Origin of the sequence: Streptomyces sp. R-74717 (assembly GCF_047305335.1) — a bacterium.
Classification (GTDB): domain Bacteria; phylum Actinomycetota; class Actinomycetes; order Streptomycetales; family Streptomycetaceae; genus Streptomyces; species Streptomyces atratus.
In genome coordinates this window covers 112219-123897 of the sequence record NZ_CP102361.1, presented here as the reverse complement: position 1 = coordinate 123897, position 11679 = coordinate 112219, and the positions used below count along the sequence as shown (strand labels likewise).

The window sequence follows — 11679 nt, the reverse complement described above, 5'->3', positions numbered from 1 at the left end:
TGCGTCCGGAGAGCCATGAAGTGGCGTGGTCGCGGGTTGGAGTCGAACTCGCGGATCCAGTGCCGTGGAGCACGACGACGGACCCCTGGGTTCCCACCGAGAACCGTTCAGTTTCCCTGAACTCACGGGGGTCAGGGGGTGTAGCCGAGATACGCATCAAAGGGGCAATGAGTTGATCTTGAAGCCCTGAAGGGCCGGACCCGTCACAACGCCCTGGACATCGCCGAGATCGTCCGCCAGCTGCTGGACGAGGGCTGGACCATCGAGCCGGAGGACCTGGCGCATATCTCGCCGTGTCTGAGCGAGCACATCAACCGGTTCGGCAAGTACTCCACGCACGAGTTCGGCATCCGCCCGAGGCGTACGACGACCCGAGCTGAATGTCGACCTCACTCGCTGCACGAGCAGGACCCGAATCCGCCGCCCCCAGCCGGAGATTTGCCCTCACAGGCCCGGCACGTTACCCGAACGGCGCCCCCGTGGCCCTGGCGCTACCGCACCGGCGTCTCGTAGATGTGAAGGAGGACGCATTCCACGTGGGAGGGACACCGTGCGGCATCACACGCAGCGCAGGGGCGATGGCAAGGAGACCGAACCGTCGGCGACCCGCACGGCCGCGGCCGGCCGGGACGCGCAGCCGTCGGACATGCTCCGCCTCCAGAGCGCGGTCGGGAACGCCGCCGTCGTGCAGATGCTGCGCAGGGCCGGGTATGTGCAGGAGTACGAATACGAGGAGGAGCACCGGCACGGCGCGGACTGCGGTCACCCCGCCGGGCAGGCGGCGGTGCAGCGCTCGACGGTGCACGACGTGCTGCGCTCGGGCGGACGCCCGCTCGACGAAGGCACACGCGCCGAGATGGAGAGCCGCCTCGGCGCCGACTTCTCCGACGTCCGCATCCACGACGACAGCGGCGCCAGGGCCTCGGCGGACAGCATCGGGGCCCGCGCGTACACAGCGGGCCACCACGTGATCATCGGTGAGGGCGGCGCCGACAAGCACACCCTGGCCCACGAACTCACCCACGTCATCCAGCAGAGCCAGGGTCCGGTGGCCGGTACCGACACCGGGGCCGGGTTCCGGATGTCCGACCCGGCAGACCGCTTCGAGCGCGAGGCGGAGAGCAACGCGCGCCGCGTGATGCGTGGCCCGGTGCCGCGGGCCAGGGAGGCGGAGTCGGCCACGCAGTCCACCATGCAGCGGGCCCCTGGGGGGACGGTCCAGCGCTGGGCGGCCCAGCAGACGCAGAACCAGGAGGCGATGAAGGTTTCCGCGGGCGCGTTGTTCGCGGTCGCCGCCGGGAGTCCCTCATCGGTCTGGGTGAAGGTCGGCACCCCGTCGCAGCAGGTCTCCCCCTCTCTGCGGGCGACGAGCACCCCGGCGCAGGACCTCTTCGGCACGGGGGCGTACCAGGAGCACGAGCTGGCCCGGCAGATTCTGGACGACTGCCTCCACACGGCGGAGGAGATCATGCATAACGCCGTCGGGGAGCTGACCGAGGGTGTGAACAGCAACATCCGCACGAAGGTGGGCACGAAGGTGGGCACCAAGCCGTTCGGGGTGGCGGACGAATCGAACCGTGAGCGCGCGGCGGCCTACGTGGGAGAGCCGGACCGCCGGGCCGCCCCGGTGGTCGGCCAGGCGTACCTGATGATCGCGATGAACCCTGGCGAGACGGTCATGTCGCAGTACCACGCGGCGGCGGTCGTCGGCCTGGACGGCGTTGACACGGTCACGCTGGAAGCCTTCGCCGGCAGCGGGCAGACCGCGCCCGACACCGGTACCTACACGGTCGGCTCGGCGTCCTCGTTCCACGACTACTGGAAGGACGGCTACTACAGCCTCCACTACCCGCACGTGACCATGAAGACGGTCGTCATCGGCCGCCGCGGCAGGGGGACCCGGGGGGCCCCGGGCGAGGAGCGGCCGGCCAACCCGAACGTGGCCTGAGTCCCCGCCTCCGGGAGGACGTCGGTCACCCCTGCGTCATGCTCGTGCTCTGGTACGACGGCGCCCTCTCGGGGCCACGGTGGTCCGGCAACCCGGCGAGGACGCCGGGACCGGCTGACGACGCGGGCCCGGACCTTGGGCCCCGGGTCGGGCGGCCTGGCTGAGGGGCGGCGGATTCGGGTCCTGCTCGTGCAGCGGGTGAAGCCGGCATTCAGCTTCGGGTCGTCGTACGCCTCGGGCGGATGCCGAACTCGTGCGTGGAGTACTTGCCGAACCGGTTGATGTGCTCGCTCAGACACGGCGAGATATGCGCCAGGTCCTCCGGCTCGCCGGGTGGTCCGGGGCCAGGTCAGCTGGCGCATCAGGCGCTCCCAGGAGGCCCCGTAGGGGGCGCCCATGTAGCGCTGGAGGCGTTCGTTGTTCACCACGGCGCGCTGCGTGTCCAGGTTGGGCTGGCTGAGGGCCGCTGGCAGGCTGCGCATGCGGTCCGCCTCGAGCCAGAGCGTGAGCTCCAGCGCCTGTGAGGGAAACGCCTGGAAGTAGCTGGTCCGTTCGAATCCGGTCGTCGCGTTGACGGCTCCGCCGATGTTCTCCAGGGCTTGTGCGTGACCGCCCGGCGGAACATTCTCCGATCCCTGGAACATCATGTGCTCGAACAGGTGGGAGAGGCCGGTCTTCCCTCGGTTTTTCATCGCGGGAGCCCACGCGGTAACACATGCTCGTGGCTGCTATCGGATAGAGGTGTTCCTCCGACACGGCTATCCGCAGCCCATTCGAGAGCGTGTGCTCGTGTACGCGTATGAAAGGCAAAGGATTCAGCCCCCTGTCGGCCGGAAGTTACTCCTGGCCACTCGCCCGGTCATGTCGTTCACCCTGCTGGGCACCTCGCGCATCGTCAACTTTCGCGAATAGCGCATCAGGGAAATATCGGGCGGTTTGGTTGTCTCAGAATCACGAATCGTCGCCTCATTTGCCCTGGTGCGCCTCGTTTTCTCCCGTGCTCGAGCCTCTGAGGATTCGGCTCCGGAGCAGAGACCTCCGGCGCATCAATTGAGACAGTGACTTCCACGCCAACCCCTTGCGGGATGGCGCATTCTGGTACGTCTCGTGAACCTGATCGGCTACGTTGAAGCCATGGTTCGAGCAGAGACGACACACCCCCCGACATCCCTGGAAGAAAGGGAACATGCGGCATCACTCCGCAATCTGAGAATGCGCTACGGTGACGTCGACGTATTGCACGGATTCGACCTCAATATTCACCGTGGTGAAGTTCTCGCTCTCCTCGGACCCAATGGCGCAGGGAAGAGCACGACGATCGAGATCATGGAGGGGTTCCGGATCCGCTCCGCTGGCGAGGTGAACGTCCTGGGCGTCGACCCGGGCCGTGCGGACGACGACTGGCGCAGCCGTATCGGAATCGTCATGCAGTCGTGGCGCGATCACGCCCGCTGGCGCGTCGGCGAACTCGTCAGCCATGTCGCCGCCTTCTACCCCGACCCACGCGACCCCTCCACCGTGCTCGAACTGGTCGGCCTGACGGAACAGGCCGACCAAGAGAGCCAGAAACTTTCCGGCGGCCAGCGCCGCCGCCTCGACGTCGCGCTCGGCATCGTCGGCCGTCCCGAGCTGCTCTTCCTGGACGAGCCGACAACCGGCTTCGACCCCGCCGCACGCCGGTCCTTCCACACCCTGATCAAACGGCTGCGGGCCGAGGAAGGCATGACCGTCCTGCTGACCACCCACGACCTGACCGAGGCGGAGGCCCTGGCCGACCGGATCGCGATCCTCGTGAACGGCAAGATCGCTGCACTCGGCTCGGCTCACGAACTGGCCCACCAGGTTCAGACACAGGCAGAGGTGCGCTGGCAGGAGAACGGTACCGCGCACCGCGAACTGACACTGGACCCCTCCCGGTTCGTCTGGGACCTGCAGAACCGGCTCGGCGGCCCCGTACCCGAGCTCGAGGTGCGCAGACCCTCCCTCGAGGACACCTACCTGAAACTCGTCTACCAGCAGGAGACCTCGTGACCTCGCCCACGCACACCCTGTGGCTCGGGACGCAGCGCGGCCTCCTCGAGCTGGCACACCTCGCCAGGACCAAACGCGAACTGTGGTCGCAGCTCGTCGGAAACCTGGTGGTCCTCCTCGTCCTGGCCAGCACCATCGGCGACGGCCAGGTCTCCGGCGCGCCCGTGCCCAGCTCCCACCTGTACGTGGCCGGGTTCATCTCCATGGGCGTCTTCCAGACCTGCCTGATCTCGCTGCCGCAGATCCTGGCCACGGAACGCGAGGACGGCACCCTGCTGCGGATGCGGGCGGTACCCGGTGGGGTGTCCGCCTACCTGGTGTCCAAGGCGGTGGTGGTCACCAGCATCGCCATGGCCAACGCAGTGGTCCTGCTGGTCGGTGGAGTGCTGGGCGCCGGGGCACCGTGGCCCAAGGGATTCGGCGGATGGATCACCCTGGCATGGGTGCTCGTGCTCGGCCTGATCTCGGTGGCCCCGCTCGGCGCGGCCGTCGGTGCGGTGCTGCCCAACGCACGCGAAGCGATCGCCCTGGTGACGCTGCCCATGCTCGGACTGCTCGTGGTATCCGGCATCTTCTTCCCGGTGACCGCCCTGCCCACCGCCCTGCAGTGGACCGGCGAACTCTTCCCTCTGAAGTGGATCGCACAAGGCGTCCGATCCGCACTGCTGCCCGACGCACTGCTGCCCACCGAAACCGGACACAGCTGGCAGCACCTGCAGATCCTCGTGGTGCTGTCTGCCTGGACAGTGGCCGGAGCACTGCTCGCACCACGCCTGCTGCGCCGCATGGCGCGCCGTGAGTCCGGTTCCCGTCTCGCCTCGCGCCGCGAGATGGCCCAGCAGCGCGTGGGCCCCTGACAGCACGTCACTTCCCCTGTCCGACAGGCTTCCTAGCTTCCATCGGAGATACAGCGATGACCACTGCCACGGGGGCACTGCCCCTGCCGGCCATTCTCTTTCCCAGCCAGCCCGACTCACCCAAGACAGTCGCGCCGTTCGCCGCCCTGATCCAGCAGATCGGTGCCCGCCGGCTGTGGATGGGCCAGTCCCTCAAAGCCGAGACCCACCAGGTCCTCGCCCACCTCGCCGGGATGGGCCACAGCGTGCCCGTCGGCACGAGCGTCACGCTGATGCCGCTGCGCCACCCTTACGAGGCGGCCCTGCAAGCACGGTCGCTCGCACTCATCACGGGACACGCGGTCGTCGCGGGCTACGGCGCCAGCGCACCGGGATTCGTACGCAGCCTGACAGGCGCGCCGTACGCCAGCCCTCGCAGCGCCGCTCGGGACTACCTCACCTCTGTCCGCTCCCTGCTGGACGGCGAGATCGTCGAGCTGCCCGGACCTCAATTGCCTCCAAGGCCGTTAGCGGCCGCCCGGCGGGCAGACCCGGTCCGGCAGCCAGACGGGTAGGCCCCGGCGTTCGTTCTCGGAGAGGTCACGGCCGAGGGTGTCGCACAGCTCCTTCTTCCAGAGCGCCGGGTCGAGGTGGAGGATGCCCACGGTGTTCTTGTCGACGGTGCGAAGCAGCGTCCTGCCGTCGCGGGAGACCGCCAGGAACTTCTGCTCCTCTGCGAACACGTAGGACTCGCCGCGGTCCTCGGGGTCCGCCGCGTCCTGGAACCGTATGGAGTTCCCGTTGGCCAGGAAATGCACCGAGCTGTCGTCCCGGAAGCCCTGCCGGTACACCCAGGGGTTCAGGGGTCCCATCGGGCCGAGCACCCGCTGCGGGGGCTTTCCCGTCCGCCCGACCGACCACAGTCCCATCATGGACCCTTTGGTCCGCACGGCGGCGAAGTTCCCGGTCCGGTCGAGAACCGAGGAGTCTGTTTCCGGCCCCAGGTCGATGCCAAGTGCCTTGTTCTCCCGGCCCGTGCGCAGTGAGAAGGCGTGGAGGAACCCTTGGCCGTACATCGCGAGCTGCACGTGTCCCGGCTCCGGGTGGAAGGAGGCGGTGAAGCTCGGGGGGTCCGTTCGCGTGAGCCCCAGGTCGCGAACGTCGAGCGGTTTCGACAGGCGCCGGCCGTCCCGGGCGTTCCAGTGCTCGATGGTGGAGCCGGAGACGGTCAGCATCTCGTCCCCGGGGCCGAGATGCAGCCCCACACCTTCCTTCGGCGATCGTCAGTTCGGTGCGGCCCAGCACGCCGTCGTCCATGATGGCCATCACGTCCAGCGGCGTGGTGTCGATCTGCACCTGTTCGCCGGGGCGGGCCGCGACCGTGGCGGTGAACACCCCGGCCGGCCGGTTGGCCGTCTGGCGGCGGGTGACGGCCGAGCCGAAGGTGTGGCGACCTGCCGACAGCGCGTCGACCAGGCGGTAGAACGTCGCCCGAGAGGGCATCGCGACCGCTTCTCCGTACTCGTCGTGCACGAAGCGCTCGACCTGCCGCAGCATCCGGGCCTTGGTGCCCGTGGACGCGTCGGTCTGGGCCTCGATCGCCGCGATGGTGGCCTCCACCACGCGGGAGTCCACATTCCCCGTCGGCTTCGGCCTGGGCGCATAGCGGCCGTCGACCAGACCCCACAGACCCTGGTCCCGGTAGCGGCGGCGCATCCGCTGGATCGTGCGCAGGCCCGTCCGCTGCCCGGCCGCCGACAATTCGGCGGCCTTCGCCTTCTCCCGCTCGGCCAGAGACCGTGACGCCGGGTCATACTCCGGCCGCGGAACGGCTCCGGCCGGTGCGTCCGGCGGCAGCCCGGTCTCGATCTCCACCAGGTGGCATTCCCACCGGCAGGCCGCCTCGGCGACCTTCTTCGGCAGCCCTTCCAGCAGCCCCTGAGCGGTCAGCGACGGCACCGGCGCGGAACCGACCACCTCGAAATCCGGTGCCGCGAACAGATAGGCCACCAGCACCGTCGACGGCTCACCAGCAGCCGACAGCAGCCGACAGCAGCCGCACCGTCGTCCCGGCGACGGCCACCACGGTGTGCTCCAGCCCGCCGAAGACCACCCGGTCCCCGACCTTCAGCAGCGGACGCGGCCTCACCGCACGTCCTCCACCGCGAGACGCACCACCGTGCGGTCACCGAGCAGCACCGACAGGTCACAGAGCAGTTCCTGGCGCCACATCAGATGGAACAGCACCGGCAGCACCGCGATCGGATCGCCGGCCTCCTCGGCACCCTCCATCAGCAGTCCGGGGGCCGCGAAGAACTCCCGCAGCCGTGCGGCAACTTCGGCTTGAAGCAGCGCGAGTGCCGGTAACCGGCCAGCCAACGCAGGTTCGCGGACTCCACCGGGTCCAGCTCGCCCCACAGGGCATAGCTCCAGCCGATCTCAGCGCAGGCATGCTCGGTCGCGGCGAACTTCGCCAAGTCCCGTGCGGGACGCCGGTTCTCCGGCCGGGAATCCACCAGCAGCACCGAGCCGTCGGCACGGCGTACGAAATAGTCCGGCGCATGCGAGACCGCCTTGCCCCGCTCGTTATCCCAGAACAGCCACAGAGGCTGCGAGGCCAACGCGGTCACAACCGGGTCGAAGTCCAGGGCCATCGCGTGGTCCCGCTCCAGCCACGACTCGTACCCGACATGCGTGCCAGCCGTCGCCGACCAGTACAGGCCCGGATAGTTCCGCTGCCCGCGATACGAGGGGAACTCGCGCACCGGCCGCCCGTCCTCGAACCGCACCCCTGCGGCCCTGGCCAGCGGAACCCGGCGTTCCACCCCGTCACCTCCCAAGTAGCCCACCTCGAAGCCCTCGACCCGGGCGGGCGCCGCCCCGGAGACAGCCGGCAGCCGCGTCACTGGACATCACCCCCGCTCGGCGGAGCCGTCCAGGACATCGCCAAGGCAAAGCCGAGATCATCGAACCGGGCCCCGGGGAAGACACTCCCGTAGAGCTCGCGGAACTGCTCGCGCGACAGGTAGTGGTCACTGAGCAGGTGCGCCAGCCACGGCTGGCTGTGCCAGAAGCGCAGCTGGAACCACGCGTCGCGAAGCCCCACGCGTCGGATCTCACTGGGGAAGCTCCACAGCGCGGGCCAGGTGTACGCCTTGCGCGGCGGCGTCGGATACGGATCACATACGTTGTCGATCAGCGCGACGGTGCCGCCGGGCCGCACGAGGCTCTTCAAGTGCTCCAAGCCCGCGCGGTAGTCCTCCAGGTGGTGCAGCATCGTGTGGCTGTAGACCAGGTCGAAGCCGTCTTTGTCTTCCAGGTCGAACAGGTCCTCTACCACGTAGCGCACGTTGGGCCGTGCCCTCTTGGCCTTGGCGATCTCGATCAGGGGAGCACTCAGGTCCAGGCCGATGACTTCCTCGAAGTCGTCCGCCAGAGCCTCGACCGCGTGCCCCGAACCGCAGCCAGCATCCAGAGCACGCTCGCCCTTCAAGCCCAGCCCGAGCAGCCAGGCGGTGTTCTGCCCCGGAAGCAGACTCACGAAGCGGTCGTAGTCGAGGGCGAACCGGTCGAAGGACTGAGGATCAGCTATCTGCGTCATACCTCTCCCGTACACGGCATGGCCCCACGAGCGCAGAGGATCGACCGAATCCTCGCCAGATCGAATGAGAACTCGCCACGGTTCTCGCCAGATCACGTGCGCACTCGCCACATCACACGCGACCCGACAGTTTCGGCCGCCATCCCCGGCAACGCCACACAGCATACATGCGCCGAACGGGTTAAAAGTAAGGGCTAAATTGAATCTTTCGTCAGGGTTAAAGCATGCTAGTGTTCAGGGTGGAGGTAGACAGATATGGCATCTGAGGAAGAGCTGTTCGCGAACATCGACGCCCTGCTGGCAGAGGAGCCGCAGCTCCCGCCCCCGGCGGAGCGCGCCCGGCTCCGTGAGGCCGCCGGCATCACGCAGGCCCGTCTCGCTCAGGCCCTGAAGTCGACGACCCAGACGGTGAAGAACTGGGAGAACGGCCGGAGCGAGCCGAAGCCGCCGCGCCTGGAGGCGTACCAGCGGCTGCTGAACGGCTGGGCGGCGAAGTACCCCGCACACGGCGCCCCCGCCGCCCCGGCCCCGGTGGCCGCGCCGCAGCCGGAGGTACCGGAGGCGTTCACCGGCCCGGCCGCGCCCGACGCCACCGAGACGGAGACCGCCGCACCGGTTCAGGTCCCGGCCGTCCAGACCGCTCCCGAGCGTCCGGCGACGTCGTCGCGCCGCCCGGCGGCGAAGAAGGCGGCGAAGCCCGCGATCGACCCGCGGTTCCCGCACGGCCCGCTCGCCGTGCTGGACGGCGACGGCTCCGCGTACGGCATCGACGGCATCGTGCTCGACTGCCCGGCCACCACCGTGCCGGAGCTGGTGGAGTGGACCCTCAAGGAGTCCGGCCTCGGCGCCGCGAAGCTCAACCGGTACGGCAAGGACAGCGACCCGCTGATCGTGCTCACCGCCGCGGCCGCCGTGAAGCTCGGACTGCCCGAGCGCCTGGAGGGCCACGAGCAGCGCCGCTCCCTGCGCCTCCCGGAGGACCACCCGGTCGTCAAGCAGGTCGCGAAGGCGAAGTGGCAGCTCACGCAGCGCGGGTTCGGCCCGTGGGCCCGCATCTACCGCAAGGCGCAGGGCCGCGAGCGGCAGTGCGTGCAGCTGGCGATCCTGTCGTGGGACGCCCTCGATGAGCGGTCCTGGCCCGGCGTCGCCGAGATGGAGCCGGCCGACATCGCCCGCGTCCTCGGCATCTACGCCCAGCGGGTCATCACCCCGCGCGGCTCCACCGCTGTCTCGGGCCTGGAGCTGATGACGGCGCTGCGCCCGCCGACGAAGGCCGTGCAGGACCCGGAGACCGGGAACTGGGTGTCCGGCCACAACGCGGGCTCGCTGGGGACGGAACCGATGGACCCGGCGCCGCCGGAGACCACCCCGGAGCACCCCGTCGTCGTGAACTCCGGCTGGACCGGCGGCTTCCTCAACGAAGAGGCGTACCAGTGGGTGCGGTCGGTGGACTCGCTCAGCGATGAGGAGTGCACGCTGCCCTTCGCGGTCGGCCTCGACTTGAACACGGCGTTCCTCGCCGCCGCGGCCCGCCTGGTCGTCGGCCTCAGCGCGCCCGACCACTTCCACGCCCCGAAGTTCAACCCGAAAATCCCCGGGAGCTGGCTGGTCGACCTCTCCCACATCGAGCTGGACCCGCGCCTCCCCAGCCCGTTCACACCGGACGGCACCCGGCCGACCGGCCCGGCCTGGTACCAGACGCACACCGTCGCCTACGCCCAGGAGCTCGGGCACGACGTCCACCCGATCGAGGCGTACCTGCGCCGGGAGACCGGCGCGTACCTCGACCCGTGGCACGACCGCCTCAAGACGGCGTACGTCGACACCCTCGCGGACATGGGCGTCACCAAGGACCTCTCCGACGTGGAGTTCCTGGCGGCGATGGAGCAGCACAAGCAGAAGGACCCGGCCCTGGCCGCCGTCCTGTCCGCGATCAAGGCCACGGTCAAGGGCGGCGTCGGCAAGCTCCGCGAGCGCCCCCAGGGCAAGCACTACAAGGAGGGCGAGACGTGGCCGGCCCTCCAGCGGCCCACCTGGCGCCCCGACATCCGGGCCGCCGTCATCAGCAAGGCCCGGGTCAACATGCACCGCAAGCTGCGCAACATGGCCGCGATGACCGGGCTGTTCCCGCTCGCCGTGCTCAGCGACTGCGTCGTCTACCCCTCGCCGGGGGAGAGCCCGCTCGACTTCCTCCCGTACGCCGCGTCCGGCAAGCCGCAGCCCGGCGGGTTCCGCCTCGGGCCCACGCCCGGCCTGGCGAAGCTGGAGGGCGTCCAGTCGATGCTGTGGGCGGTCGACCTGATGGAGAAGGGCCTCAACCCGGCCCGCCACATCAAGGGCGGCGACGCCGTCCTGGACGAAGGGGAGTAGGCCATGGGGGAGATCGAGGACGCCATCGAGCGGGCCGACCGGGAGTCGTTCACCCGGGAGCCGCCCAAGACCCTCCAGGGCCGCATCAACTTCCTGATGAAGCAGCTCAAGACGACCAAGGCCGTCGCCCAGGAGCTCGGGGTCAGCCAGCGGTCGGTGGAGCGTTACCGCAAGGGCGAGCGGAAGCACCCGCCAAAGGACATCGCCGCGAAGATCGACGACGCCGTCCGGTCCCGCTGGCAGCCCCAGGTCCGCAAGCGCCGGCGGAAGCAGGCCGCCGCCACCGGGATCACCGTGGAGACGCGGGCCCGCTTCGGCTACACCGCGCCGGTCGGCACGACCGACGACGGCCGCTTCCGACGCCTCACCGTCCGTCTCCCCGCGACGTACGCGCAGCGCCTGTTCGACGCCCGCGACGTGGGGGAGAGCGACCAGAAGATGCGTGAAATCATCGCCGAAGGATTTAAGGACGTGTATTTCCAGGACAGTGGTGGCCGCGCTATGGGACTGTCGGAGGTCGAAATCAACGACATCGACTACCTGGATCTCGACTACTGAATTCGGAGCCCTTTTATGGCGAGCATCAATCACTGTGGCTGAGCATCCGAGTTGGCGAGTGCGCACTTCATCCGGCGAGTTGAGCACGGTATCGTGGCTGGTCAGCTGGGTGATCACCCCCTGGCGGCTGGCAGTGGATATCGCGCCGCGGAGCTGGTGACCTTGGCGATGATGCAGGCAATGCTCGGCTTCACCTCCGAGACCCGTTCGCTTCGGCACGCCCGCGCCCACCTGCGGCACCTGTTCCCCTACCCGCCGAAGCAGCCCGGTCTGGTCGCCTGAGCCGAAGCACGATAGGTGTCACAAAGGCAGGCTTGTTGTCACCAAGATCGCAG

Annotated in this window: 15 protein-coding genes; 9 read left to right on the top strand and 6 right to left on the bottom strand. The window is 69.0% G+C overall.

Annotation, left to right across the window (positions count from 1 at the left end; all coding sequences use genetic code 11):
* The first annotated feature begins 186 nt into the window (after positions 1–186).
* Together NRF20_RS00640 and NRF20_RS00635 are read left to right on the top strand one after the other, a co-directional pair.
* Positions 187–513, top strand: coding sequence for a Tn3 family transposase (locus NRF20_RS00640; protein ID WP_398634964.1), 327 nt, complete (start codon positions 187–189; stop codon positions 511–513).
* 37 nt (positions 514–550) lie between these two features.
* The gene (locus NRF20_RS00635) at positions 551–1948 is read left to right on the top strand and encodes a DUF4157 domain-containing protein (RefSeq protein ID WP_398634957.1); all 1398 of its coding nucleotides are present in this window, start codon (positions 551–553) and stop codon (positions 1946–1948) included.
* On the opposite strand, the gene NRF20_RS00630 is transcribed toward NRF20_RS00635, so the two are convergent.
* A complete protein-coding gene (locus NRF20_RS00630; RefSeq protein ID WP_398634956.1) occupies positions 1846–2640 on the bottom strand; it encodes a M16 family metallopeptidase in 795 nt (264 codons plus the stop codon). The genes NRF20_RS00635 and NRF20_RS00630 overlap by 103 nt on opposite strands.
* 520 nt (positions 2641–3160) lie before the next feature.
* On the opposite strand from NRF20_RS00630, the gene NRF20_RS00625 reads away from it, so the two are divergent.
* The 3 genes from NRF20_RS00625 to NRF20_RS00615 are packed head-to-tail and all read left to right on the top strand — an operon-like array spanning position 3161 to position 5390.
* Entirely contained in the window at positions 3161–3979 is an 819-nt protein-coding gene (locus tag NRF20_RS00625; RefSeq protein ID WP_398634955.1) for an ABC transporter ATP-binding protein, read from the top strand.
* Positions 3976–4836 carry an ABC transporter permease gene (locus NRF20_RS00620; protein ID WP_398634954.1) on the top strand — a complete coding sequence of 287 codons (861 nt, stop codon included), beginning with the start codon at positions 3976–3978 and terminating at the stop codon, positions 4834–4836. Before NRF20_RS00625 ends, NRF20_RS00620 begins: the two co-directional genes overlap by 4 nt.
* A 56-nt stretch (positions 4837–4892) precedes the next feature.
* Positions 4893–5390 (top strand): LLM class flavin-dependent oxidoreductase, encoded by a 498-nt coding sequence (locus tag NRF20_RS00615; RefSeq protein ID WP_398634953.1) that lies wholly within the window; start codon positions 4893–4895, stop codon positions 5388–5390.
* Here the strand turns inward: NRF20_RS00615 and NRF20_RS00610 are convergent.
* Positions 5343–6080, bottom strand: coding sequence for a hypothetical protein (locus NRF20_RS00610; RefSeq protein ID WP_398634952.1), 738 nt, complete (start codon positions 6078–6080; stop codon positions 5343–5345). The genes NRF20_RS00615 and NRF20_RS00610 overlap by 48 nt on opposite strands.
* A 50-nt stretch (positions 6081–6130) precedes the next feature.
* Here NRF20_RS00610 and NRF20_RS00605 point away from each other — a divergent pair, with 50 nt between their 5' ends.
* Positions 6131–6298, top strand: coding sequence for a hypothetical protein (locus NRF20_RS00605; RefSeq protein WP_413751762.1), 168 nt, complete (start codon positions 6131–6133; stop codon positions 6296–6298).
* A gap of 543 nt (positions 6299–6841) precedes the next feature.
* On the opposite strand, the gene NRF20_RS00600 is transcribed toward NRF20_RS00605, so the two are convergent.
* Genes NRF20_RS00600 through NRF20_RS00585 form a run of 4 tightly spaced genes read right to left on the bottom strand, consistent with a single transcriptional unit; the run spans position 6842 to position 8416 of the window.
* Entirely contained in the window at positions 6842–6964 is a 123-nt protein-coding gene (locus tag NRF20_RS00600) for a hypothetical protein (RefSeq protein WP_398634950.1), read from the bottom strand.
* The gene (locus NRF20_RS00595) at positions 6961–7107 is read right to left on the bottom strand and encodes a hypothetical protein (protein WP_398634949.1); all 147 of its coding nucleotides are present in this window, start codon (positions 7105–7107) and stop codon (positions 6961–6963) included. The genes NRF20_RS00600 and NRF20_RS00595 overlap by 4 nt, the downstream gene beginning before the upstream one ends.
* Complete coding sequence (locus NRF20_RS00590) at positions 7107–7721, bottom strand: TnsA-like heteromeric transposase endonuclease subunit (protein ID WP_398634948.1); 615 nt, start codon at positions 7719–7721, stop codon at positions 7107–7109. Before NRF20_RS00590 ends, NRF20_RS00595 begins: the two co-directional genes overlap by 1 nt.
* Positions 7718–8416, bottom strand: coding sequence for a class I SAM-dependent methyltransferase (locus NRF20_RS00585; protein ID WP_413751761.1), 699 nt, complete (start codon positions 8414–8416; stop codon positions 7718–7720). The genes NRF20_RS00590 and NRF20_RS00585 overlap by 4 nt, the downstream gene beginning before the upstream one ends.
* 255 nt (positions 8417–8671) lie before the next feature.
* On the opposite strand from NRF20_RS00585, the gene tap reads away from it, so the two are divergent.
* The 3 genes from tap to NRF20_RS00570 all read left to right on the top strand — a co-directional run bounded on the left by tap (position 8672) and on the right by NRF20_RS00570 (position 11626).
* Positions 8672–10786, top strand: coding sequence for a telomere-associated protein Tap (gene tap / locus NRF20_RS00580; protein ID WP_413751760.1), 2115 nt, complete (start codon positions 8672–8674; stop codon positions 10784–10786).
* Positions 10787–10789: 3 nt separating this feature from the next.
* On the top strand, positions 10790–11344 hold the full coding sequence (tpg, locus tag NRF20_RS00575; protein ID WP_398635375.1) for a telomere-protecting terminal protein Tpg: 555 nt from the start codon (positions 10790–10792) through the stop codon (positions 11342–11344).
* Positions 11345–11437: 93 nt separating this feature from the next.
* Positions 11438–11626, top strand: coding sequence for a hypothetical protein (locus NRF20_RS00570; RefSeq protein ID WP_398635376.1), 189 nt, complete (start codon positions 11438–11440; stop codon positions 11624–11626).
* The last annotated feature ends 53 nt before the right edge of the window (positions 11627–11679 follow it).